At 57.1% G+C, this 23037-nt stretch carries 27 protein-coding genes, 1 other RNA gene and 1 pseudogene; 18 read left to right on the top strand and 11 right to left on the bottom strand.

The features are described 5' to 3' along the window. Nucleotides 1-4: 4 nt before the first annotated feature. The 4 genes and pseudogenes from ACTG27_RS18540 to ACTG27_RS18555 all read right to left on the bottom strand — a co-directional run bounded on the left by ACTG27_RS18540 (nucleotide 5) and on the right by ACTG27_RS18555 (nucleotide 1810). Nucleotides 5-781, bottom strand: a complete 777-nt coding sequence (locus ACTG27_RS18540; RefSeq protein ID WP_005341754.1) for a DUF4311 domain-containing protein — start codon at nucleotides 779-781, stop codon at nucleotides 5-7. A gap of 39 nt (nucleotides 782-820) precedes the next feature. After that, nucleotides 821-1117, bottom strand: a complete 297-nt coding sequence (locus ACTG27_RS18545) for a DUF4312 family protein (protein WP_439980157.1) — start codon at nucleotides 1115-1117, stop codon at nucleotides 821-823. Then, the gene (locus ACTG27_RS18550; RefSeq protein WP_005355141.1) at nucleotides 1117-1482 is read right to left on the bottom strand and encodes an SFCGS family glycine-rich protein; all 366 of its coding nucleotides are present in this window, start codon (nucleotides 1480-1482) and stop codon (nucleotides 1117-1119) included. Before ACTG27_RS18550 ends, ACTG27_RS18545 begins: the two co-directional genes overlap by 1 nt. Before the next feature lie 17 nt (nucleotides 1483-1499). Next, nucleotides 1500-1810, bottom strand: a pseudogene (locus ACTG27_RS18555) (transcriptional regulator). On the opposite strand from ACTG27_RS18555, the gene ACTG27_RS18560 reads away from it, so the two are divergent. After that, on the top strand, nucleotides 1709-1978 hold the full coding sequence (locus tag ACTG27_RS18560; RefSeq protein ID WP_439980552.1) for a hypothetical protein: 270 nt from the start codon (nucleotides 1709-1711) through the stop codon (nucleotides 1976-1978). The pseudogene ACTG27_RS18555 and the gene ACTG27_RS18560 sit on opposite strands and share 102 nt — an antisense overlap. Nucleotides 1979-2172: 194 nt before the next feature. Here the strand turns inward: ACTG27_RS18560 and degS are convergent, their stop codons facing one another. From degS to ACTG27_RS18575, 3 genes are all read right to left on the bottom strand, one after another. Beyond that, a complete protein-coding gene (gene degS, locus ACTG27_RS18565; protein ID WP_201992403.1) occupies nucleotides 2173-3297 on the bottom strand; it encodes an outer membrane-stress sensor serine endopeptidase DegS in 1125 nt (374 codons plus the stop codon). A gap of 109 nt (nucleotides 3298-3406) precedes the next feature. Next, nucleotides 3407-4768, bottom strand: a complete 1362-nt coding sequence (locus ACTG27_RS18570) for a Do family serine endopeptidase (RefSeq protein WP_005336295.1) — start codon at nucleotides 4766-4768, stop codon at nucleotides 3407-3409. 81 nt (nucleotides 4769-4849) lie between these two features. Next, nucleotides 4850-5230: a YhcB family protein gene (locus ACTG27_RS18575; RefSeq protein WP_005355138.1), complete on the bottom strand. Its 381-nt coding sequence runs from the start codon at nucleotides 5228-5230 to the stop codon at nucleotides 4850-4852. A gap of 140 nt (nucleotides 5231-5370) precedes the next feature. Between ACTG27_RS18575 and zapE the strand changes: the two genes are divergently transcribed. The 8 genes from zapE (at nucleotide 5371) to ACTG27_RS18615 (ending at nucleotide 11544) form a co-directional block, all read left to right on the top strand. Continuing rightward, nucleotides 5371-6465 carry a cell division protein ZapE gene (gene zapE / locus ACTG27_RS18580; protein WP_115544965.1) on the top strand — a complete coding sequence of 365 codons (1095 nt, stop codon included), beginning with the start codon at nucleotides 5371-5373 and terminating at the stop codon, nucleotides 6463-6465. Nucleotides 6466-6731: 266 nt separating this feature from the next. After that, nucleotides 6732-7160 (top strand): 50S ribosomal protein L13, encoded by a 429-nt coding sequence (rplM, locus tag ACTG27_RS18585; RefSeq protein ID WP_005336289.1) that lies wholly within the window; start codon nucleotides 6732-6734, stop codon nucleotides 7158-7160. 15 nt (nucleotides 7161-7175) lie between these two features. Continuing rightward, nucleotides 7176-7568 carry a 30S ribosomal protein S9 gene (gene rpsI, locus ACTG27_RS18590; RefSeq protein ID WP_005336286.1) on the top strand — a complete coding sequence of 131 codons (393 nt, stop codon included), beginning with the start codon at nucleotides 7176-7178 and terminating at the stop codon, nucleotides 7566-7568. Nucleotides 7569-7863: 295 nt separating this feature from the next. Further along, the gene (petA, locus tag ACTG27_RS18595; protein WP_005336284.1) at nucleotides 7864-8454 is read left to right on the top strand and encodes a ubiquinol-cytochrome c reductase iron-sulfur subunit; all 591 of its coding nucleotides are present in this window, start codon (nucleotides 7864-7866) and stop codon (nucleotides 8452-8454) included. Between the two features lie 2 nt (nucleotides 8455-8456). Then, on the top strand, nucleotides 8457-9674 hold the full coding sequence (locus ACTG27_RS18600) for a cytochrome b (RefSeq protein WP_005336282.1): 1218 nt from the start codon (nucleotides 8457-8459) through the stop codon (nucleotides 9672-9674). Continuing rightward, nucleotides 9671-10405: a cytochrome c1 gene (locus ACTG27_RS18605; RefSeq protein WP_005336280.1), complete on the top strand. Its 735-nt coding sequence runs from the start codon at nucleotides 9671-9673 to the stop codon at nucleotides 10403-10405. The genes ACTG27_RS18600 and ACTG27_RS18605 overlap by 4 nt, the downstream gene beginning before the upstream one ends. Nucleotides 10406-10492: 87 nt before the next feature. After that, nucleotides 10493-11122, top strand: a complete 630-nt coding sequence (gene sspA / locus ACTG27_RS18610; protein ID WP_005336279.1) for a stringent starvation protein SspA — start codon at nucleotides 10493-10495, stop codon at nucleotides 11120-11122. Then, entirely contained in the window at nucleotides 11119-11544 is a 426-nt protein-coding gene (locus tag ACTG27_RS18615; protein ID WP_005336278.1) for a ClpXP protease specificity-enhancing factor, read from the top strand. The genes sspA and ACTG27_RS18615 overlap by 4 nt, the downstream gene beginning before the upstream one ends. A gap of 44 nt (nucleotides 11545-11588) precedes the next feature. Here ACTG27_RS18615 and dolP read toward each other — a convergent pair whose 3' ends face one another. Genes dolP through ACTG27_RS18635 form a run of 4 tightly spaced genes read right to left on the bottom strand, consistent with a single transcriptional unit; the run spans nucleotide 11589 to nucleotide 14872 of the window. Beyond that, nucleotides 11589-12167 carry a division/outer membrane stress-associated lipid-binding lipoprotein gene (gene dolP, locus ACTG27_RS18620; RefSeq protein WP_005336277.1) on the bottom strand — a complete coding sequence of 193 codons (579 nt, stop codon included), beginning with the start codon at nucleotides 12165-12167 and terminating at the stop codon, nucleotides 11589-11591. A 4-nt stretch (nucleotides 12168-12171) separates the two neighbouring features. Further along, a complete protein-coding gene (locus ACTG27_RS18625) occupies nucleotides 12172-12762 on the bottom strand; it encodes a D-sedoheptulose-7-phosphate isomerase (RefSeq protein WP_005336275.1) in 591 nt (196 codons plus the stop codon). Between the two features lie 9 nt (nucleotides 12763-12771). Beyond that, nucleotides 12772-13143, bottom strand: a complete 372-nt coding sequence (locus ACTG27_RS18630; protein WP_005341723.1) for a YraN family protein — start codon at nucleotides 13141-13143, stop codon at nucleotides 12772-12774. Continuing rightward, nucleotides 13085-14872, bottom strand: a complete 1788-nt coding sequence (locus tag ACTG27_RS18635) for a penicillin-binding protein activator (RefSeq protein WP_439980158.1) — start codon at nucleotides 14870-14872, stop codon at nucleotides 13085-13087. Before ACTG27_RS18635 ends, ACTG27_RS18630 begins: the two co-directional genes overlap by 59 nt. 199 nt (nucleotides 14873-15071) lie before the next feature. Here ACTG27_RS18635 and rsmI point away from each other — a divergent pair, with 199 nt between their 5' ends. From rsmI to lfhA, 9 genes are all read left to right on the top strand, one after another. Next, complete coding sequence (gene rsmI / locus ACTG27_RS18640; protein ID WP_019444830.1) at nucleotides 15072-15905, top strand: 16S rRNA (cytidine(1402)-2'-O)-methyltransferase; 834 nt, start codon at nucleotides 15072-15074, stop codon at nucleotides 15903-15905. A 157-nt stretch (nucleotides 15906-16062) separates the two neighbouring features. Further along, nucleotides 16063-16449: RNase P RNA component class A (gene rnpB / locus ACTG27_RS18645), an RNA gene on the top strand. A gap of 227 nt (nucleotides 16450-16676) precedes the next feature. Continuing rightward, entirely contained in the window at nucleotides 16677-17549 is an 873-nt protein-coding gene (gene lfiM / locus ACTG27_RS18650) for a lateral flagellar motor switch protein LfiM (protein WP_193559147.1), read from the top strand. 8 nt (nucleotides 17550-17557) lie between these two features. Further along, on the top strand, nucleotides 17558-17935 hold the full coding sequence (gene lfiN / locus ACTG27_RS18655) for a lateral flagellar motor switch protein LfiN (RefSeq protein ID WP_019444828.1): 378 nt from the start codon (nucleotides 17558-17560) through the stop codon (nucleotides 17933-17935). Continuing rightward, entirely contained in the window at nucleotides 17935-18669 is a 735-nt protein-coding gene (gene fliP, locus ACTG27_RS18660; RefSeq protein ID WP_439980159.1) for a flagellar type III secretion system pore protein FliP, read from the top strand. The genes lfiN and fliP overlap by 1 nt, the downstream gene beginning before the upstream one ends. A gap of 1 nt (nucleotide 18670) precedes the next feature. Further along, complete coding sequence (gene fliQ / locus ACTG27_RS18665) at nucleotides 18671-18940, top strand: flagellar biosynthesis protein FliQ (protein WP_005336246.1); 270 nt, start codon at nucleotides 18671-18673, stop codon at nucleotides 18938-18940. After that, entirely contained in the window at nucleotides 18937-19719 is a 783-nt protein-coding gene (gene lfiR, locus ACTG27_RS18670; RefSeq protein ID WP_005336245.1) for a lateral flagellar biosynthetic protein LfiR, read from the top strand. The genes fliQ and lfiR overlap by 4 nt, the downstream gene beginning before the upstream one ends. Continuing rightward, nucleotides 19716-20852 carry a flagellar biosynthesis protein FlhB gene (flhB, locus tag ACTG27_RS18675; protein ID WP_429189919.1) on the top strand — a complete coding sequence of 379 codons (1137 nt, stop codon included), beginning with the start codon at nucleotides 19716-19718 and terminating at the stop codon, nucleotides 20850-20852. The genes lfiR and flhB overlap by 4 nt, the downstream gene beginning before the upstream one ends. A 3-nt stretch (nucleotides 20853-20855) precedes the next feature. Continuing rightward, nucleotides 20856-22931, top strand: a complete 2076-nt coding sequence (lfhA, locus tag ACTG27_RS18680; RefSeq protein WP_439980161.1) for a lateral flagellar biosynthesis protein LfhA — start codon at nucleotides 20856-20858, stop codon at nucleotides 22929-22931. Nucleotides 22932-23037 lie beyond the last annotated feature (106 nt).

Here is a 23037-nt window from a genome sequence, read left to right on the forward strand (position 1 = left end):
CCCCTTATTTGCCGCTCAGCAGGTTATGGACGTTTTCCAGCCACAGGGGGACACCCATATGGAAGGATTCAATCAGTTTCATGTCAAAGCCGCGGAAGAAGCCGCTCAGCACGAACAGCAGGACGATGGCAGCCATCATCACCTTGGTGACATGGTTCCAGCCGCTCTCTTCCACGCCCTTGCCGATCAGGATGCCGAGCACCAGGCCCGGTACCGCGTTGCCCATGATGAGCTGTGCCAGACCGCCGAAGATGGTGGCCCAGAAACCGGATTTCTTGCCCGCCTCAATGGCGGCCAGCCAGAAGATCACCGGCATGACGGTGTTGACCAGCAGGTTGGCGGCCGGTACCAGCACCTTGACCGCAGTGACCTGCAGGGCGGCCGGGACGGCTGCGGCCGTGCTGTTGAGGAAGGCGACCACGATGGCACCTATGATGCCGCCAGCGATGGCCATCTTTTTCGGGTCGTGCAGAGTGGTGGCGAGATCCCGATTTTTGAACAGCAGTGCCGCCGTGGCCCAGTGCGGAATGATGCGGTGATCCACATCCTGGGTGAAGGCGCCTGCCGCCACGGTCGAGGCCCAGGCGTTGAAGAAGAAGCCCAGACCAAACGAGAAGTGGGAAGCGGGATCCCCTTCGCAGGAGTTAAGTTCGCCCAGGGTGCGGAAGGCACCCATGCCCTGTACGGTCGGGGCGTGGAACATCCGCGCCGCGCCGGCCCCCACCCCGACGCCAACCAGGCCGCCAATGATGAGTGACTTGATAAAAATGATTAGAAACATCCAACGTATCCTTCTTGTGGGGTTGTGCCTGCGCAGGCATCACACCTGGGTGAATGTCACCTTGGCGACGTCGAGACTGGTGACCTGAACCTTGATCTCCAGCTGGACGCGGTATTCGCGGCGCTGGCGCGGCAGGAAGAAGAACAGGAACTTCTCCACCCGGACCGACTCCTCGGCTTTGAGCACCTGTACATCGACCGGCTCAATACGCAGCAGTACATGCTGGTTGTCCTTGAGCAGTGTGGGTTGCACCTGGCTGAGGGCGGAGGCAAACGCCTGCTGGCGTGTCGTCCCCTTGCCGTTGACGATGACCTGGGTGGTGAAGTTCTCTTTCATCAGGCGCGTCCGTGCTTCTTGGCGAAGGCTTCGACCAGCTTCTGACCCAGCTCTTCCTTGTCCATGAAACCGAAGCCCAGCACCACGCACCCTTCGTTGATGGCGGTGACGCCCTCTTCAACAGAGCGCATGCCGTAGCGGCACTTGTAGCCGTATTTGGTCTGGGCGGTGATCGCCCCGGCGCCGCCGCTGCCGCAGAAGGAGATGCCGAGATCCGCCTGCTCCTTGTTCATCACGTCGCCGAGCTTCATGTCAGCGGCCATGCCTGGGATGATGGTCACGTTGGCCCCGGCAGCTTCCGCGCCTGCGCCCACTTTCTGACCCTTGCCGAGACGGTCTCCAATCACGAGTTTGATGGCTGTCATATCGATTTCTCCTTGAGTTAGTTGTTCTGCACCGAGCTGAGTTCGTTTTCTTTGGCGACTTCAAAATGGACGGACAAGAGGTGTGCCTCCTCATAAGCAAGCTGATCCAGCCAGCTGACGACCTGTTCGGCGAGACGCAGTGAGAGGGGGAGATCTCTTCAAACAGGCTGAGGTCAACTTCTGGCAGGGGCTCGCCGCTGTGGGAGCGCCACACCATGGCTTTGACATGGGAGGCCAGCATCTGCCGTTGCACCTCGTTGGGGATGATGCCCTGTTCGGCCAGCAGGGGATAAATGCGCGCGAGGATATGATCGGTCTGGCGCAGCAACTCCGGGCTGTTCGGGGTCAGGGTCTGGTCGTGAGTCTCTGTTTGCAATGTCTGCTCTCCAAGGCTGGCAGAAGGTATGGCGTTACCCTAAGCCTGCGCGTCGATGTGGAGGAGGCAGTGTTTTTCCGATTCGAAGCGGAAATTCCTGAGGAAATGGCCCCGAAGTGATCGTTTGGATACTGAAAAGACAAAAAGAGTGCTTATTGAAGCTGGTTTTGTGTGATCGGTAGCGCACTAATCGGGGGGCGGGGAGAGGGCAAGCGTTGTGGGAAACTGTGAGTCATCTCACGGTAAGCGACGTTGTCGAGGGGGCAGATATGGAAAAGGGCGGTTTCCCGCCCTTCTCATAAAAAGGAGTGACGCTAGCTGGCCGATGCGGCGCTCGAGCTGGCCGTTCTCTGCTGATAGCGCAGGTCTTCCTCTATAGTGACCACCACTTCCAGCGGCTTGCCGGAGCGGAATACCGAGATGGTCAGCTGGGTGCCGGGGCGGCTTTCGACAATCTTGTCCATGGCGCTGCGTACGCCACTGATGGCCTCTCCGTTGATCTTGAGCAGCACATCCCCTCGCTGTAGGCCGCCTTTGGCCGCCGGTCCGTTGGGATCCAGACTCTCCACCACCAGACCACGCAGGTCGCCGAGGTTCATCATCCGCGCGACTATGGGGTTGATCTCGACGCTGGAGATCCCGAGGTAGCCGCGGATCACCCGGCCGTTGGCGATCAGCTCATCCATGATCCGTTTTGCCAGCCGGTAGGGGATGGCGAAGCTGATGCCGTAGCTCTCCTGATTGCCGTTGAGGTGATAGGTGGCGGTGTTGATACCCACCAGATCGCCACGGCCGTTGACCAGCGCGCCGCCCGAGTTGCCCTCGTTGATGGCGGCATCGGTCTGCAGCAGATCCTGACGGCCATTGCTGTCGGGTCCCATGCTGGAGAGGCCGGTACGGCCGGTCGCACTGATGATGCCCTGAGTGATGGTCTGGCCGACGTTGTAGGGGTTGCCGATGGCGAGCACCACATCCCCCACTTCTGGTAGCCGCTCGGGATCCTGCGGGATCACCGGCAGGTTGTCTGACTCGATATAGAGCACGGCGAGGTCGGTGAGCTGATCGGTGCCGACCAGCTCGGCACTGAAGACCCGACCATCCTGCAACGCGACGATGATCTGGTCGGCATCGGCGATGACGTGGTAGTTGGTCAGTACATAGCCGCGCTGATTCATGATGACGCCAGAACCCAGCCCTTGCGGGCGCAGTTCCCCCTGATTGCCCTGATTGGGGGCAAAGCTGCGGGTGTAGATGTTGACGACGGCAGGGCCTGCCCGATGGGCGGCATAGGAGAAACTCAGTTCACGGGCATTGGTGATGATGCCGGGCAGTTGGGCACCACCGCGAAAATGGGGAAACAGCAGCAACAGCAGCGCTGCGACGGTCAATCCAAAACCGACAGACTTGCCCAAGTAACTGACTAAAGGGGGGATTTTCATGTCATTCTCATCCGTACAGGCTGCGCGCAGAGAATAACACTATCGATGGATAAAAATCACCCGCGGTGAAGGCCGCGGGTGATAGAGAGAGTAGCGAACAACTTGAGCGTTAGCGGATCACCAGATAGAGCGAGGAGTCGCCGCGCTGGATGTTGAGCGCCAGCACGTCAGGCTTGTTCTTGAGCGCCTTGGTCAGCTCGCCCAGGGTGTTGATGCGCAGGCGGTTGACCCCGATGATGATATCACCCTTCTGCAGGCCGGAAGCGGCTGCCGGAGAGCGCGGATCAATATCGGCCACCGCGACGCCGGAGACCGGGTCGGTAGTGGTGCTCAGCTTGGCCCCTTCCAGTGCCGGATGCAGCGCGCTGGCGCGTACTTCGCTGTCATCGGCCTGCTTCAGGGTCACTTTGGCAGTTTGTGACTTGCCATCGCGGATCAGCCCCAGCTCGACCTGCTTGCCAGCGCCCATGGTGGCGATCTTGGCACGCAGCTCGCCGAAGGAGCGAACCGGTTTGCCATCGATGCTGACGATGATATCGCCTGCCTTGATACCCGCCTTGTCGGCCGCCGAATCAGGCATGACCTGATTGACGAAGGCACCATCCTTCTTGTTGTAACCGAAGGTTTTGGCGATGTCGGAGGTGAGCTCGGTGCCGGTAATACCCAGCTGGCCGCGACGCACTTCACCGTACTTGACGATCTGCTCGGTCAGATCCCGCACCATGTTGGAAGGGATGGCAAAGCCGATGCCGATGTTGCCGCCGTTCGGGCCCAGAATCGCGGTGTTGATACCGATCAGCTCGCCACGCAGGTTGAGCAGGGCACCGCCGGAGTTACCGGAGTTGATGGCCGCATCGGTCTGGATGAAGTTCTCCAGATTCTCGATGTTGAGGCCGCTGCGGCCCAGCGCGCTGACAATACCGGAGGTGACGGTCTGACCCAGACCAAACGGGTTGCCGATGGCCAGCGCATAGTCACCCACCCGCAGCTCGTCGGAGTCGGCAAACTTGATCTGCACCAGATCCTCGGCCTTGATTTGCAGCAGAGCGATGTCGGACTGCTTGTCTTCACCGATCTTCTTGGCCGCGTACTCACGACCATCCTTCAGATTGACCTTGATCTCGTCCGCCTCGTGAACCACATGGGCGTTGGTGATCACGTAACCCTTCTTGGCATCGACGATGACACCGGAGCCGAGCGCCTGGAACGGCTGCTCGCTCACCTGTTCATCGGGCATGTTGGGGCCGAAGAAGAACTTGAACTGTTCCGGCAGACGCTGACGGGTAATTTTTTTGCCAGAAACCGAGATATTGACCACCGCCGGGGTGACCTGTTCGAGAACAGGCGCCAGGCTTGGCATCTCCTGATTTGAACCTAACAGGGAAGGCAGTGCAGCCTGAGCAGGGGCCGCAGACATGGCGATACCGACACTGAGGGCTAGCACACTGAGCATGGAAAGAGGTTTACGCATATGAAAAACAGCTCCCAGAAAAAGTTGCATTGCAATCGTCAAGGTCAGACCACGGGACTGGCCAATTAGTTCCGCGAGGAACTAGTTTGGTTGCTTGAGCAGTCCGGAAGAGGCGCCAGCATAGTCGCGAGGCGGAACGCCCGGCTCTTCTGCCACATTGGCAGGGGCTTCTTCTACCAATGACTCGCGGAACAGCGGTTCCTGCGCCTTGGCCAGGAATTTGCTCTGCTCGGCCATGTGGCGATAGAGGGTCTGATACTGCTCGGCCAGTTGCTCCATCAGGGCGGCACTGTCGGCGAAGTGGGTGTTGATCTGGCCCTGATAACTCTCGAGCTCCTTGTGGGCCTTCTTCAGTTCCTGTTCCAGACGGCCAGCATCGCGGCTACGTACCGAAAAACGGCCGAGAACGACACCGATAATCAAGGCCGCGACAGCCAGCAGGATCCCAGTTAACAGACTCATAGATGCTCCTTGTTACAGCTAAAACAGAGTGGGTTTATGCGGTCGTTATAACCGCCATGCCTTGATGGCACTATACCGTGCGTCCTGAGGCCGTGATACCATTTTGTCCTCGATTCAGGGACTTGGAGAGGCGCTCAAGGATGACACCGCAGCAAAAATACCAGCAGGATCTGCTGCGCCCCGGCTTTGTGGCCGACCCCGCACAGGGGATGGCCATTAGCAGGCTGGAGCGACTGTATCAGGATTTGCTACGGCGCCCGACTCCGACCAGATCTCGAGGGCTGCTGGGTTGGCTGCAAAAACCCAAGCCGCCGGAGCCCGTCCTGGGTATCTATATGTGGGGCGGAGTGGGCCGAGGCAAGACCTGGCTGATGGATACTTTTTTCGACAGCCTGCCGGGGACGCGCAAGATGCGCAGCCATTTCCACCGCTTCATGCACCGCATTCACGATGAACTGCAGGGACTGAGCGGGCAGTCCGATCCCCTCAAGCTGGTGGCCAGCAAGCTTGCCAGCGAGACAGACATCATCTGTTTCGACGAATTTTTCGTCTCCGATATCACCGATGCCATGTTGCTGGGCACGCTGTTCCAGGAGCTGTTTGGTCACGGCGTCGTGCTGGTCGCCACTTCAAATATTCCGCCGCAGGATCTTTATCGCAACGGGCTGCAGCGAGCCCGTTTTCTGCCAGCTATCGAGCTTATCGAGCGCCATTGCGAGGTACTTAACGTGGATGGAGGTATCGACTATCGCCTGCGTACGCTGGAACAAGCGGAGATTTATCACTGCCCGCTGGATTTGCAGGCAAAAGCCAATCTTGACCACTATTTTCAGCAATTAACCGGTGGGCACACGGCTTGCGAGGGGGCGTTCGAGGTCAATCATCGTCAGCTGAGGTCGCTCGGGATGGGGGAAGGGGTGCTCTATATGGAATTTGAGCAACTTTGCTGTACTCCCCGCTCCCAGAACGACTATATCGAGCTGGCCAGGCTGTTCCATACTGTTCTGCTGGCCAATGTGCAACCAATGGGCACAGGCACGGATGACGCGGCTCGCCGCTTCATTGCCATGGTCGATGAGTTTTACGAACGGCACGTCAAACTCATCATGTCGGCAGCGGTTCCCATGACAGAACTCTACGGCGAAGGGCTGCTGAATTTCGAATTCAAACGCTGTCTTTCGCGGCTTCAGGAAATGCAATCGCACGAATACCTTGCCAGAGTGCACCTTCCTTAGTCACAATACCGCGCCTGCCAGTCGGATGGGCATCTGCGGCAGGCAGGGCCGGGCGACATTTGCTGGTTTCATGGCAGTGAAATTAGCAGGTGATATTTAAGGCAACTTCACTTATAATCGCCCGGCCCACGTTACAGCTGTCGATAAGACAGCAACACTTTAAGCTTTACTTGTATTCGAAGGGGTACAGGTAGGCCATCGTTTGTTGTTTGTGGGAGAGCCCCCATAAGCAATTGGGTCTGTAACAGGTAATTGGGTTTAACTTAATGAAAACTTTCGTTGCCAAGCCAGAAACCGTAAAACGTGACTGGTACATTGTGGACGCAGAAGGTAAAACTCTGGGTCGTATCGCAACCGAGATCGCTGCTCGTCTGCGTGGTAAGCACAAAGCTGAGTACACTCCGCACGTTGACACCGGTGATTACATCATCGTTGTAAACGCTGAGAAGGTACACGTAACCGGTAAGAAATTTACCGACAAAATGTACCACGCTCACTCCGGTTTCCCGGGTGGTATCAAGTCAATCAGCTTCGACAAGCTGATTCAGCGTAAACCGGAAATGGTAATCGAAGCAGCCGTCAAAGGCATGCTGCCGAAAGGTCCTCTGGGCCGTGCCATGTTCCGTAAACTGAAAGTTTACGCAGGCGCCGAGCATGCTCATGCTGCTCAGCAACCTCAAGTACTGGATATCTAATCGGGAACTGGCAACATGGCAGAAAATCAATACTACGGTACCGGCCGTCGCAAAAGCTCCACTGCTCGCGTATTTATCAAAGCGGGTAGCGGCAAGATCGTAATCAACCAGCGCTCCCTGGAGCAGTACTTCGGCCGTCCGACTGCCCGCATGGTAGTTCGTCAGCCGCTGGAACTGGTTGAGATGACCGAGAAACTGGACCTGTACATCACCGTTAACGGCGGTGGCATCTCCGGTCAAGCTGGTGCGATCCGCCACGGTATCACTCGTGCTCTGATGCAGTACGACGAAACCCTGCGTTCCGAACTGCGTAAAGCTGGCTTTGTTACTCGTGATGCCCGTAAGGTTGAGCGTAAGAAAGTTGGTCTGCACAAAGCTCGTAAGCGTCCGCAGTACTCCAAGCGTTAATTCGCTTTTGGTACTCACTCTTTCGAGTGTCAAAAAAGCCTGGCAACTGCCAGGCTTTTTTTATTGGTAATATTACCGACATCAATGCTAACCACGCGTCACAAAAGACAAAAAATTGTTTCTTTATTGTTTTCATTGCTCACCGCTCTTTCTTGTCAAGTTGTTATCTTTTCTTTAAAATTTCCCCTGTTTTCTGTGGCAATTGTAAATCCAGCTTCCGCCGCTGTTGTCACGGGAAAAATGGGGAACAGGGACACTATAAGAATGTGCGGAGTCCACATGGGAGAGTTTTTGGATGAGCAATGCGCCAGTTGATACCGGTCGCCGCAGATTTCTTACCTGGTCAACGGTTGCCGTTGGTGGGGTAGGAGCTGCGTTTACCGCAGTGCCGTTTATAAAGTCATGGAATCCGAGCGCCAAGGCCAAAGCAGCCGGTGCGCCGGTTGAAGTCGATATCAGCAAGTTGGAACCGGGTCAGCTCATCCGTGTCGAGTGGCGAGGCAAGCCTGTCTGGGTGGTGAAACGCACCAAACAGACGCTGGATGCCTTGGCCGCACATGATGACAAGCTGCGGGATCCCTCATCTGAAGAGCCGCAGCAGCCTGACTATGCCCATAACGGGTACAGATCGATCAAGCCCGAAATTTTTGTCGCGGTCGGTATTTGCACCCACTTGGGGTGTTCACCTTCCTATCTACCTGACAGCTTTGGCGAGCAGGTGCAGGGCGTCACGTCCGGCTTCTTCTGCCCGTGCCATGGCTCCAAGTTCGACATGGCCGGCCGTGTGTTCCAGGGGGTGCCTGCACCGCTGAACCTGGTCATTCCGCCCTATCAATTCATTAATGACACCACCATCCAGGTCGGTGCCGATGGCAAGGAGGCCTGACCATGTTGAGTAAACTGATGGGCTGGATCGATTATCGATTCCCGCTCACGGCCATGTACAACGACCACATGGCCAAGTATCCGGCACCGAAGAACCTGAACTTCTGGTACTTCTTCGGCTCGCTTGCCATGCTGGTGCTGGTCAACCAGATCATCACCGGTATCTGGCTGACCATGAACTACAACCCCTCCGCGGAAGGTGCGTTTGCGTCCGTGGAGTACATCATGCGTGATGTGGAGTACGGCTGGTTGCTGCGTTACATGCACTCAACCGGCGCGTCTGCATTCTTCATCGTGGTCTACATGCACATGTTCCGCGGCATGATCTATGGCTCTTATCAGAAGCCTCGTGAACTGCTGTGGATCTTCGGCATGCTGATCTTCCTGGTGCTGATGGCGGAAGCCTTTATGGGCTACTTGTTGCCCTGGGGCCAGATGTCATTCTGGGGTGCCCAGGTCATCATCTCGCTGTTTGGCGCCATTCCGGTCATCGGTGACGATCTGACCCTGTGGATCCGCGGTGACTACGTGATCTCAGGTGCGACCCTGAACCGCTTCTTCGCGCTGCATGTCATCGCGTTGCCGCTGGTGCTGGTGATGCTGGTTGCCATGCACATTCTGGCGCTGCACGAAGTGGGGTCCAACAACCCGGACGGTATCGACATCAAGAAGCACAAGGACGAGAACGGCTGGCCGCTGGATGCGGTGGCGTTCCACCCTTACTTCACCGTCAAGGATATGATCGGTGTCGCTGGCTTCCTGTTCTTCTTCTGCGCCATCATCTTCTTCAAGCCGGATATGTGGGGTTACTTCCTCGAGAAACCGAACTTTGAAGTGGCCAACGGTCTGAAAACTCCGGAGCACATTGCGCCTGTGTGGTACTTCACGCCGTTTTACGCCATTTTGCGGGCGGTGCCGGACAAGCTGCTTGGCGTCATCATGATGGGTCTCTCCATCGTGGTACTGTTCCTGCTGCCGTGGCTGGATCGCTGCAAGGTGCGCTCGGTGCGTTATCGCAGCATGCTGCACAAGCTGAACATTGCCCAGTTTGTGGTCTGCTTTATCATCCTGGGGGTGTTGGGGGTGTTGCCATCGACGCCGACGTTGACGCTGGTTGCCCAGATCTGTTCACTGGGATATTTCGGGTTCTTCGTCCTGCTGTTCTTCTATAGCAAGAATGAAAGCACCAAGCCGCTGCCGGAGAGGGTGACATTTAAATGAAAAGAATAATATTTGCAGTGCTGACCCTGCTGCCATCTCTGGTATTTGCAAGTGGCGGAGCTGTTCATCTGGACAAAGCCAATTACGATCTGAGTGACAAGGCATCGCTGCAACGCGGCGCGGCCACCTTCATGAACTATTGCGCCGGATGCCACTCCACCCAGTATCAGCGTTATAACCGGGTCGCAGAAGATCTCGGGATCCCCGAAGATTTGATGAAAGAGAACCTGATTTTCACCGGTGCAAAGGTCGGTGATCTGATGAAGAGCGCCATGTCAGAGAAGGATGCCGCCAAGTGGTTTGGTGCACCGCCCCCTGATCTGACTCTGGTTGCCCGGGTGCGCGGTGCAGACTGGATCTACACCTATCTGCGCTCCTTCTACGTGGATGAGACCCGTCCGTTCGGGGTGAACAACGCCGTGTTCCCGTCCGTGGGCATGCCCCATGTGCTGGAGCCATTGCAGGGAACCCCCCGTGCCGAGTTCGCTACTCACACGGTCGACGGAGTGGAAACCCAGCAGGTTGTCAGCATCAAATCTGACGGTAATGGTGAAATGGATGACGAAGAGTATGATCAGACGGTACTGGATCTGGTAAACTTCTTGGTCTACTCGGCTGAACCGGTACAACAGGAGCGTGAACGCATGGGCTTCTGGGTGCTTGGTTTCATCGTGATCTTCTTCATCTTCACTGTGCTGTTGAAGAAGGAATTCTGGCGCGACGTTCACTAAGCGACCAGATACGGGTAATATAATGCACGGCAATGAAGACCAAGATGCTTCATTGCCGTTTCTGCTTTTTAATGACGGGAGGGTTCAATGGCTGTAGCTGCCAATAAGCGTTCGGTAATGACGCTGTTTTCCGGTGCCAACGATATGTTCAGCCATCAGGTGCGTATTGTCCTGGCGGAGAAGGGTGTTAGCGTAGATATCTGCCAGGTTGATCCAGCCAATCTGCCGGATGAGCTGGCCGAGCTGAACCCGTACAACTCTGTACCGACCCTGGTTGATCGTGAGCTGGCACTCTACACCTCGCGCATCATCATGGAGTATCTGGACGAGCGCTTCCCGCATCCGCCCCTGATGCCTGTTTACCCGGTTGCCCGTGGTAACAGCCGTCTGATGATGCACCGCATCGAGCTGGACTGGTACTCACTGGCTGACAAGATCATGGCCGGTACCGATGCTGAAGCAGCACGCAACGAACTGCGTGACAACCTGCTGGCCATCGCGCCGATCTTCGGTGAAATGCCCTATTTCATGAGCGAAGAGTTCGGTCTGGTGGATTGCTACATGGCACCGCTGCTGTGGCGTCTGCCGAGCCTTGGCATCGACCTGACCGGTCGTGGTGCCAAAGAGCTGAAGGCTTACATGGTTCGTCTGTTCGAGCGTGAGTCCTTCCAGGCTTCCCTGACCGAAGCCGAACGCGAGATCCGTGCTGGCGTATGAGCATGGAACCGACAATGACACCGAGCCGCCCGTACTTGTTACGGGCGTTCTTTGACTGGTTGCTGGACAACGATCTGACCCCCCATCTGGTGGTCAACGTCAACATCCCCCATGTGATGGTGCCGATGCAGTTCGCTCAGGATGGGCAGATTGTGTTGAACATAGCGCCACGCGCCGTGATGCAATTTCACATGGATAACGAGGCTATCAGCTTCAGTGCCCGTTTTGGCGGGGTCTCCCAGCAGGTTTATATCCCGATGGCGGCCGTACTGGCTATTCATGCCCGGGAGAACGGCGTGGGCACCATGTTCCCGCCCGAGCCGGGTTACGACATATGGCTGGAACAGGCTGAAGCACCGGTGGAGCCTGAGCCGGAACCGCCGCGTCCAAGCGGTCGTCCGACCCTGAAGGTGATCAAATAAAAAAACGCAGCCGATTGGCTGCGTTTTTTTATGTGCGGTCGAGCTTAGTTCTGGGCGAATTCGAAGGCCTTGATCACACGCTTCACGCCGGTGACATGGCGGGCGATGTTGACTGCCTGCTCTCCCTCCTGGCGAGTCACCAGACCAATCAGGAATACCTCGCCGTTCTCGGTGACCACCTTGACCTTGGTGCTGTCGAAGTTCTTGGTGCCGAACATGTCGGCTTTCACCTTGGAGGTGATCCAGGAGTCATTGCTGCGAGTGGTGAAACTGGCAGGTTGGCCGATGCGCAATTCGTTGTAGACGTGGCGCACCCCTTCGATGCGACTGACAATTTTGCCAGCTTCAATCTTGTAAACGTCAGAAGGTGTCTGGCCGACCAGCAGGACGCGGCCATTGTTGCTGTAGACGCTGATCTTGCTGGCTGCGCTGAGCGGCTTGTTGTCGGCCAGCAGATTGGCCGCTTTCAGCTCGATGGTCTGGTCATCCCATTGCGCGCCCAGCGTTCGGCGATCGCCAGAGGCCTTGGCAGTCCCTGCGGCGCCGCCAACAACCAGGGCTGCGCAGCCTTGCAGCAGCAGGGTGCTAACCAGCAGACCGAGCAGGATAGTGTGCTTTTTCATGGTTTCAATCTTCCTGTTGCGGGAAAAGAGTCTGGTCGATGAGATCACACAGGCAGTGTAGGGTCAACAGGTTCACTTCCAGAATGCGAGGGCGACGGGCGGAGGGAACACGGATCTCCACATCGTTCGGGCCGAGCAGACCTGCCATTTCGCCACCGTCACCCCCGCTCAGCACCACTATGGTCATGTCGCGGGAGAGGGCAGCCTCGGCGGCCTTGATCAGGCTGCGGCTGTGGCCGGAGGTGGTGATGACCACCAGAATGTCGCCAGGCTGGCCCAGCGCGCGGATCTGCTTGGCGTAGACCTCTTCAAAACCGTGGTCGGTGGCGATGGCGCTGATGGTTGCCATGTCCGGGGTCAGGGCCATGCCGGGCAGGGAGGGGCGCTGGGTCTCGTAGCAGTTGACCAGCTCGGAGATAAACAGCTGCGCCAGTGCGGCAGAAGGACCGTTACCGCATGCCAGCACCTTGTGGCCATTGAGCAGGCAGATGGTGATCATCTGGGCTGCAGTATGGATGGCATCCGGCAGCGCCTCGGCGGCGGCTATCTTGGTCTGGATGCTTTCGGTGTAGTTCTCTTTGATGCGGTCAGTCATAGGGTCCTCTTAAAATGCGTTCTGGATCCAGGCTGGCTGGTCGCCCTCGAACGCAATCACATCGAATCGGCAGGCCTGATTGGCCTCGTTGATGGCATGTTGCTTCAAATAGTGGCGCGCTGCCAGCATGATCTTGTGCTGTTTGCTGCGGGTGACCGAGCTGGCGGCCCCACCATGGCTGCCGGTGGCCCGGTAGCGCACCTCAACAAACACCAGGGTCTGGCCCTGGTGCATGATGAGATCTATTTCACCGCCACGACAGCGGTAGTTGCGAGCTACCGGTTGCAGGCCCTGAGCCTGCAACCAGCGTTCAGCGACTTGTTCAAAGTGCTGTCCCTTGCTCGTTGGAGAGGGGAACAGGCTCGGCAACTGCTGGCGCATCCGTTTCCATAGTTCCTTCATTGGAGGGCTCCTCCAGTTGCTGCACGGCGTTCTCGTCGACCAGTTTGCCGTTCTGGTAAGTACCCCAGCTCAGCATCCGCACGATATTGCCCTGGGCATCCACGCTCAGCTGACCGCTCATGCCGGCCTGCTGCATGCCACCCACCTTGCGCATCTGCTGCAGGTTCTCAGCCAGGCTGACGGCATCGTAGCCCATGGCAAATAGACGCAGCAGGTCACCCTGGGTCTGCGGCCAGAGCAGGGCGATCTGCTCGCGCTGTTTCTCGTAGCCACCCAGCAGCAGCGGCATATCAGCGATATGCATGCCGTTGAGCTCGGAGGCGACCTCGGTGGCTGCGCTGTCGTAACCACGGGAGCTGGTGTAGATGGGCAGGCTTCCCATCGGATTGACCGAGACATCCACGTAGGGCTTGATCATCCGGGTTTCCAGGCTGTTGGCCACCACATAAACGGCATCGATGCTGCGCGGTGCGGCATCAGAGAGTTGCACTACCTCGCCAGCACGGGCGGTAGAGCGGCCGCTCAGAGCATTCTTGACCATCCCCTGCACTTCGTTGCGGGCACCGAAGGTGGCGACGACCGGCTTGTCCTGGCTCAGGGTGGCCCAGCTCTGCTCGAACGCCTTGATACTGCTGTAACCGATCCGTCCCTGGGCGGCGATCAGCAGCGGTTTGCGGTAGCCTTGGGTGTAAAGGTACTGGGCTGCCTGGGCGGCATCTGCGGCGGCAGATAGGGAGAAGTAGTAGGTGGTGTCGTTGACGACCGGCTTGTCCAGCTCGTTGAGCGCCAGTACCGGCACGGTCGGATTGGCCTTGAGCAGCTCCTCGACCCGGTCTTTCAGCAGCGGGCCGATGATCATGTCCGCCCCTTCCTGAATCGCCTGCTTGTAAAGATCGCCGGTTGACTTGCTCTGGGTGTCGTAGAAGTTCAGGGTGAATTGCCCCTGATTTTCCTTATAAGACATCAGCATACCGTTACGGATGGCGGCGCCCTGCGGCTCCAGATTGCCGGAGAGGGGCAGCAGCACAGCGATCTGTTGCACCGAGGTGCTGGCAGTGGCCGCCAGATCGCCCAATCCTGCCGGCATATCCTTCTGGGCTGGATGGTTGGGGAAGTCGCGCTTCCAGCCTGCCAGCTGGCGGGCCAGCAAGTTCGGCTGGGCGCCAAACTCGTTGACCAGTGCCGCCAGTCGTAGCCAGCCGGTGGTCACATCAGGGGCCGGAGCCTCTTCCAGCGCTTGCAGGGTGGAAGGAGTCATGCTCTTGAGCAGCGACCAGATCTGCTGATGGTTGGTCGCCTGCTCGCTCTGATTGAGGTAGGGCTCCAGTGCAATCAACGACTTGGCTGCGCCAAACTTGTTGTTGATGTCGAGCTGCAGCACTACGCGCTGGCGATACCAATCCTTCTGGGTATCGGCATCCAGCACCACCTCAGGTTTGCCTTCCAGCAGGATCAGCGCCTGATTGGCGTGGCCTTGCGCCAGCAACAGATGGGCTTGCAGCAGTTGCAACTGCGCCTTCTGAACGGGATCCTTGGCCTGCTTCTGCAATTGCTGGAACAGTGCCGAGGCCGGTTTGGCCTGGCCCAGCGCCAGATAGCTGCGTGCCGCCAGCATCTGCCAGGTAAAGGCCTCGGCCGGCTTGGCGGGGTCCACCTGCTCAAGATACCACTGGGCATTCTTGGTCAGATTGGAGAACGCAGAGGGCATGCCTGACTGCCCTGACGGTTGATTGGGCTCCGACGCACAGGCGGCGAGCAGTACTGCCGCGAGTATGATGCCGAAGAGTCGTGATACACTTAGCTGCTTTGTAACCCGGTTCAAGTTCATTCCCCGACCAGTGTTGAAGTTCCCCATAGTGTAAACGGGCCAATATGGCGACACAATTGTCGGGGCACTCGGAGATCCCATGAGTGACATCCCAACCCTGTATATAGTCCCCACTCCGATCGGCAATCTGGCGGACATCACCCAGCGTGCATTGGACATTTTACGCAGTGTCGATCTGGTGGCAGCCGAAGATACCCGTCATACCGGTATCCTGCTCAGCCACTACCAAATCTCGGTGCCGACCTTCGCCCTGCACGATCACAACGAGCAGCAGAAAGCCGATGTGCTGATCGGCCGGATCAAAGAGGGCAAGAGTGTTGCGCTGGTCTCCGATGCCGGCACCCCGCTCATCAGCGACCCCGGTTATCACTTGGTCACCCGCTGTCGTGAAGCCGGGGTCAAGGTGGTGCCGCTGCCCGGTCCCTGTGCCGCCATTACCGCCCTGAGCGCGGCCGGTCTGCCCACCGATCGCTTTGCCTTTGAAGGCTTCCTGCCCGCCAAGAGCAAGGGGCGTGACGATCGCCTGCAAGCCGTTATTGAAGACACCCGCTCGCTGGTGTTCTACGAATCCCCGCGCCGTGTGCAGGATACAGTAGAAGCGATTGCTCGCATTCTCGGCGAGCGTCAGGTGGTGGTGTGCCGTGAGCTGACCAAGACTTTTGAGTCTATCCATGGCCTGCCAGCGTCCGAAATGCTGACCTGGCTTGGTGAGGATGACAACCGCTGCCGCGGCGAGATCGTGCTGGTCGTGGCTGGCGCCTCCAAAGATGAAGAGGATCTGCCAGCCGAGGCGATCCGTACTCTGGGTCTGCTGGTGACCGAGCTGCCACTGAAAAAAGCGGCTGCCCTGACCGCCGAGATCCACGGCGTGAAGAAGAACGCCCTCTACAAATACGGTCTCGAGCACTATTGAGCCGATGAAATAGGCTGGCTGACTGCTTTTTGACCTGTGCAATCCCCCGAACCGGCGAGCATTCAGCATGTAAACGGGGGCCAAAGCGCGATAAATGGCTGTAAACGGGAATTGCCGGTTTACCCCGTGCGTATCGCAAGGCTATAATCCGCGCCTCGGAGTTGGCTGGGCAATCGCTGCTTCGTCGTTGTGTCCCTCGGGACAGACGGGCGGAGGGGAGGAAAGTCCGGGCTTCACAGGGCAGGGTGCCAGGTAACGCCTGGGGGGCGTGAGCCTACGACCAGTGCAACAGAGAGCAGACCGCCGATGGCCCGCAAGGGATCAGGTAAGGGTGAAAGGGTGCGGTAAGAGCGCACCGCGCGACTGGCAACAGTTCGTGGCACGGTAAACTCCACCCGAAGCAAGACCAAATAGGCCCCTATTGGCGCGGCCCGCGTTGGGGGCGGGTAGGTTGCTTGAGCCAGCGAGCGATTGCTGGCCTAGAGGAATGATTGCTACCCGGGGCAACCCGGTACAGAACCCGGCTTACAGGCCGACTCCGACCTCATTCCGCGTGAACCGTCACGCTAAAATCCCGGTGCCTAACGGCACCGGGATTTTTATTATTCACGCCGAGATGCACCGCATGGCGGCTTTCTGGAATTTGTAATAAAGTTCTCACCCTTTTTGGTCGATATACGTCGGCTGGACTGTCTGTATCTATCACACTGCTGGCCTGATGAGCGACCCTGTGGCAATAAGGCGAGATGAAATGGTTAAGGTGGATTATTAATGTCATCAAGCAGCGCAATGCTCACACCTTCCCGGCTGCTTAGCGCAGAACGTGGCAGAACCCTGCCTCATTATGATCTGTTGGGTGTCGAGCGGCTTAATCACGCCCGCTTGAAGCAGGTCAATGGCCAGTTGAGCACATTTTCCCTGCAAGCTGCGAGTTGTATGGCCCAGCTGTTCAATAGTGCAGAGTGCGAACTGAATTATGGCGAGTTCGCCTTTTCCGGTCCGGCAGAGATAGATGACGCTCATATCTGGGTCGAGGCGAGAAGTCCGCTTGAACCTCAGCGCGCCGTCTATTTCTCGATCGCACCTCTGGTCATCTATCGTCTGGCGGTCCTCTTTTTCGGCGGCACCTTGCAGCAAAAAGAGGAGCCCGTTCAGTCTGGCAAAGGGCTGACCGATACCGAACAGCGGCTGTTATTGCGGCTTTGCCAGTATCAGGTTGATATCTGGTGTGCTTGTCTGGGGTTGGGGGATTTGAAGTGGCAGTTGCATGTCGTGCCGCGTGATTCCATCGCCCACCGTCAGCTCTGGACCACGCAGGCAACCCTGCAGGCAGGTAATTGCACTCATCACTGGCAGATGTGGTTGCTTCCCCCCGAGGAGTCCATTTCTCAGGTCAGTCATTCATTGCCGGCAGGTCAGCTGGAACAGGCTCTGACTCATGTCCCGGTTCGTCTGCGGGTAGTGATGGGCCAGTTGTCCATGACGCTGGCGGATCTCGAGTGTCTCAAGGTGGGTGATGTGCTGTCACTGGACTTGCCTGAAGTTGTGCCAGCACTGATTGGCAGCCGTCCCTGCTTCAGTGGACGAATCGCAGAACACAAAGGCAGCCTGGTCTATCAGGTTGCGACGGTTGTAGAGGAGTAAATTGAATCATGAGCGAGCACAATATGAATGATCCGCTGGATCTGGATGGACTGGATCAACTGTTTGGTGACGACATCAGCATGCCTAGCGCTGCAGACTACTTGGCCCCCACCAGTAGTAGCAAACAGCGGGATCTCTCCTTCTTTCGCCAGATCCCCGTCAAGGTGACGCTGGAAGTGGCCAGTACCGAAGTGCCGCTCGGCGATTTGATGCGCGTCGAGGAGGGGGCTGTCATTGAGCTGGACAAACTGGCGGGTGAACCGCTGGATGTGCGGGTGAATGGCCGTCTGCTTGCCAAGGGCGAAGTCGTCGTCGTGAATGGCAAATATGGTCTGCGCCTGGTTGATGTCATCGATACCAACCTGCTGGGCGGCATGGACGACTGATGCGCTATCTGCTGCTGACGCTGCTGTTATTTTCGCTGCCCGGCTGGGGGGCGGACATGACCCTGTTCTCGGTATCGCCAGGCGCTTCAGGGGGCGAGGACTACAACATCAAGTTGCAGATCCTCTTCTTCATGACCCTGTTGGGTCTGCTTCCGACCTTGTTACTGATGATGACCAGTTTTACCCGGATCATCATCGTGCTGGCCATATTGAGACAGGCCCTTGGCCTGCAGCAGAGCCCTCCCAACCGGGTGCTGATCGGCATCAGCCTCATCCTGACTGTGGTGATTATGCGTCCGGTCTGGACGGACATGTATCAGAATGCATTTGTCCCTTATGACCAGAATGAAATAACCCTGTCAGAGGGGTTCGCCAAGGCAGAAAAACCCCTGCGCAAATTCATGCTGGCCCAGACCCGTGAACCGGATCTGGAGCAGATGCTGCGCATCTCTGGCGAACCAACTACGGTCGCCAAAGAGGATGTGCCTTTCGGTGTGCTGTTGCCCGCGTTTGTCTTGAGTGAGTTGAATACCGCATTTCAGATTGGCTTTATGCTGTTTATCCCCTTTCTGGTGATTGACTTGGTGGTCGCCAGCGTCTTGATGGCGATGGGGATGATGATGCTCTCACCGCTGATCATCTCGTTACCCTTCAAACTGATGGTGTTTGTGCTGGTCGATGGTTGGTCGATGACCGTCGGCACTTTGGCTGCCAGCTTTGGTGGGGGAGGCTGATATGACCCCTGAGCAGAGCGTTGCCCTGGTTGGTGGCGCGGTCAATCTGGTGGTGACCATGGTCTCGGTGCTGATTGTACCGGGCCTGATTGTGGGACTGGTGGTCAGTATTTTTCAGGCGGCGACCCAGATCCAGGAGCAGACGCTCAGTTTTCTTCCTCGTTTTATCGTGACTCTGATGACCCTTATCTTTACGGGTAACTGGCTGTTGTCGCAGATAACCACCTTGTTCCAGGATCTTTTTCTTAAAATCCCCGGGTTTATCGGATGAATTCGCTGCTGTCCCTCAGTGCTGCTGACCTGACCGCATGGTTGGGACAGTGGTGGTGGCCGTTTATCCGGATCGGTATGGCATTCTGGGTGATGCCGGTCTTTGGGGATACCCGGGTGCCTGCGCAAGTTCGCCTGATGCTGGCGTTTATTATCAGCCTGCTGCTGGCCCCCATGATGAAGGATATGCCGGTTGTCGATCCTTTCAGTGCCGGTGCGCTGGTCCTGGCGGTCGAGCAGCTGCTGTTTGGTTTGTTGTTTGGTCTGTGTGTCCAGCTGCTCTATATGGTGATGACCACTGCGGGGCAGATCCTCTCCATGCAGATGGGGCTCGCGATGGCGGTGATGAATGATCCGGTCAACGGGGATTCAGCCCCCATCATCAGTCAGGTCATGATGGTGTTTTGCGCATTGCTCTTTCTGGGGCTGAATGGCCACCTGGTGGTACTGGATATTCTGGTGCAGAGCCTGCGTAGCTGGCCGCCGGGTTCATCTCTGGATCTGATCGATATGAAAGGTGTGATCGGGTTGTTTGGCTGGTCTATCGGTGCCGCCCTGTTGCTGACGTTGCCAGCCGTTGTCGCCATGTTGATGGTTAACCTGACCTTCGGGGTGATGAACCGGACCGCCCCTTCGCTCAATATCTTCTCTCTCGGTTTTCCCATGACCCTGTTGCTCGGGTTGCTCACCATGGCGCTCTCCATCAGTGGTGTGCCCTCCCGTTATCTGGATTTGGTTACCCATGTGCTTGAACAGCTGCGAGGCTTGACCCCGGCATGAGTCAGAACAGCGCACAGGACAAAACCGAAGAGGCCTCCAGCCAGAAACGCCAGAAAGCGAGAGATGAGGGGCAGATCGCCCGCTCAAAAGAGCTCAGTTCTGCCGGTTTGCTGCTGCTTGGCGGGTTGGTGATGCAGTGGATGGTGCCGGGGTTTGGCCAGTTCTTTGCCGAGTTGATGAAGCGTCCGCAGCGTTTTGACTGGCAAGGTGCCCGTGACCCGCAGATGATGATCCATTGGCTGGGGGAAGCGCTGATAAACATGCTGTGGGTGCTGCTGCCCCTGTTTGGCTTTCTGGCCCTGATGCTGGTGTTGCTCAGCATAGTGCCGGGCGGTATGGCGCTGACCTGGAAAAAGCTGCTACCCAGTTGCGAGAAGATGAACCCTTTGAAGGGGCTGGGGCGGATGTTCTCCAAGAACAGCCTGATGGAGTTGCTGAAGTCACTGCTCAAGGTGACGCTGATCGGCGGCACGCTGGCGTTGATGTTAAATCATCAATGGCCTTCCTTGTTGATGATGAACCGGATGCCCCCTCAGGCGGCCCTCGAGCAAGCGCTACGGATCCTCTCCCAGGCATTTATTCTGCTGGGGAGCGTTCAGATGCTGATTGCCGTGCTGGATGTGCCCTATCAGCGCTGGTCGCTTAACAAGCAGCTCAGGATGACCAAACAAGAGGTCAAGGATGAGCACAAGAACAGCGAAGGGCGTCCCGAAATCAAAGCCAAAATCCGCCAGGTACAGGGAATGCTTGCCCGCGCGCGTATCGAACAGCGGGTACCGCAGGCAGATGTGATTATCGTTAACCCGACCCATTATGCGGTGGCAATAAAATATGATGCGACTCGTGCCAATGCCCCTTTCGTGATTGCCAAAGGGGTCGACAGTATGGCCGAGCGGATCCGTCAGGTTGCCAAGCAGCATGACAAGATGGTGATGAGCTTGCCTGAGTTGACGCGAGCCATCTATCACTCGACCAGGGTGGATCAGGAAGTCCCCGCAGGTCTGTACACGGCAGTTGCCTATGTATTGAACCATGTATTGCAGTTAAGGGCGTATGAGGCAGGCAAGGGGAGGAAACCGACCCCTCTTGCCCCGTTATATGTACCGCCCGAGTTACGTCAACCTGAGAGGTAAGTTGTGAACTGGCGTGTATTCACCCAATCCTATACCGCAATTCCGCTGATGTTATTGGCCATTCTGGCCATGATGATCCTGCCTCTGCCCGGTTGGCTGCTGGATGCGCTCTTTACCTTCAACATCGTGTTGGCGGTTCTGGTGTTGCTGGTATCCGTCTCGGCCCGCAGACCACTCGATTTCTCGGTATTCCCAACCGTGTTGCTGGTGGCCACCTTGATGCGGCTGTCGCTGAACGTGGCCTCTACCCGGGTTGTGTTGCTGCATGGTCACGAAGGGCATGAAGCAGCCGGTAAGGTCATCCAGGCATTCGGTGAAGTGGTGATCGGTGGCAACTATGTCGTCGGTCTGGTGGTCTTCGTGATCCTGATGATCATCAACTTTGTGGTGATCACCAAGGGTGGCGAGCGGATTTCGGAAGTATCCGCCCGCTTCACGCTGGATGCCATGCCCGGCAAGCAGATGGCCATCGATGCCGACTTGAATGCCGGCACCATGGATCAGCATCAGGCCAGGGCTCGCCGTGAGGAGATCGCGCGAGAAGCGGACTTCTATGGTGCAATGGATGGTGCTTCCAAGTTCGTTCGTGGTGACGCGATAGCTGGCATGTTGGTGCTGATCATCAACCTGGTGGGTGGGTTGGCCATCGGTATTTTCCAGCATGCCTTGCCCGTTGCAGAAGCCTTCCAGCGTTATGCGCTGCTGACCATTGGTGATGGTCTGGTTGCCCAGATCCCGTCCCTGCTGATGTCGACTGCTGCGGCCATTATCGTGACCCGGGTCAGTGATGAGGGGGAGATGGCTGATCAGGTTGGTCAGCAGATCCTGGCATCCCCTCGCGTTATCTATACCTCTGCAACGATAATGCTGATCCTGGGTCTGGTGCCCGGGATGCCTATGCTCGCATTCCTCAGTTTCGCAGCTGTACTGGCCTGGACTGGCTGGAGTGTCAGCAAGCGAGCCGTCAATGTGCCGGATCTGGATGCAGCGCAAGAGCTGACTCGTCAAATGATTCAGCCTGAACAGCAAGCACTGGAGTGGCAGGATTTGCCACCAGTCGATACGGTCGCCATCGAGCTTGGTTATCGTCTGGTGCCATTGGCTGAAACGGATAAAGGGGCTGAACTGCTTGCACGAGTGCGCGGGATCCGCAAAACCCTCTCCGAGCAGTACGGTTTTCTGCTCCCCGAGATCCGGGTGCGCGACAATCTGCAACTGCAGCCGGATCAGTACCGGATCAAGCTGTCCGGCGTCGCGTTGGCGATGGGGAATGTGGATTGTCAGCGCTTGATGGCCATCAGCAGTGGTGAGACCTATGGCGCTTTAGATGGCGAGTTGACTCAGGACCCGGCCTACGGCATGAGTGCGGTCTGGATCTCCCCTGAGCAAAAGGCCAAGGCACTTAATCTTGGTTACTCGGTGGTGGATTCGGCCACCGTGATTGCCACTCACGCCAGCAAGCTGTTACGTGAACAACTTGATGCACTGTTTGGCCACGATGAAGTGGGCAAACTGGGCCAATATCTGGCCAGTCAGTCCCCCCGGTTGGCTGAAGAGCTGAATCTGGCGCTGACCCAGATGCAGCAATTGAGAGTGTTTCGTCAATTGCTAAAGGAACAGGTCAGTCTTACCGATATACGAACCATAGCCACGACGCTGCTGGATGCGAGCGAGCTGACCAAAGACCCTGTCTTGTTGGCATCTGATGTACGCTGTGCCTTGAAGCGCCAGATTGTGCGGCAGGCCATTGGCAATCGCGATGTGTTGGCCACTTTTACGCTGGATGATCGCCTTGAGCAGACATTGCTGGCTGCAATGAATCAGTCACAACAGCAGGGCAAAATCCAGCTGGACAGCTTCCCGGTCGATCCGCAATTGCTGGCCCAATTGCAGCAAAATATGCCGTTGGTGAAGGAGCAGTTGCAGCAGTTGGGACATGCACCGGTTCTGGTCGTCATGCCGCAGCTAAGGCCGTTGATAGCTCGTTATGCTCGATCATTTGCAAAGGGTCTCAAAGTTCTCTCATATAACGAAATCCCCGAAGAGTTACGGGTGGAGGTAATTGGTACACTTGGTTAATTACTGTTGGATAAATATCCTGAAGGGAAGTGTTTTTTCCGCCCCAGCTTGAATTGCCGTATGAATACTATATGATGTGGCGAAAATTGACGCAGCAATGTGTGAA

This window comes from Aeromonas sp. 97A (assembly GCF_051919185.1).
In the GTDB taxonomy this organism is placed as follows: domain Bacteria; phylum Pseudomonadota; class Gammaproteobacteria; order Enterobacterales; family Aeromonadaceae; genus Aeromonas; species Aeromonas veronii.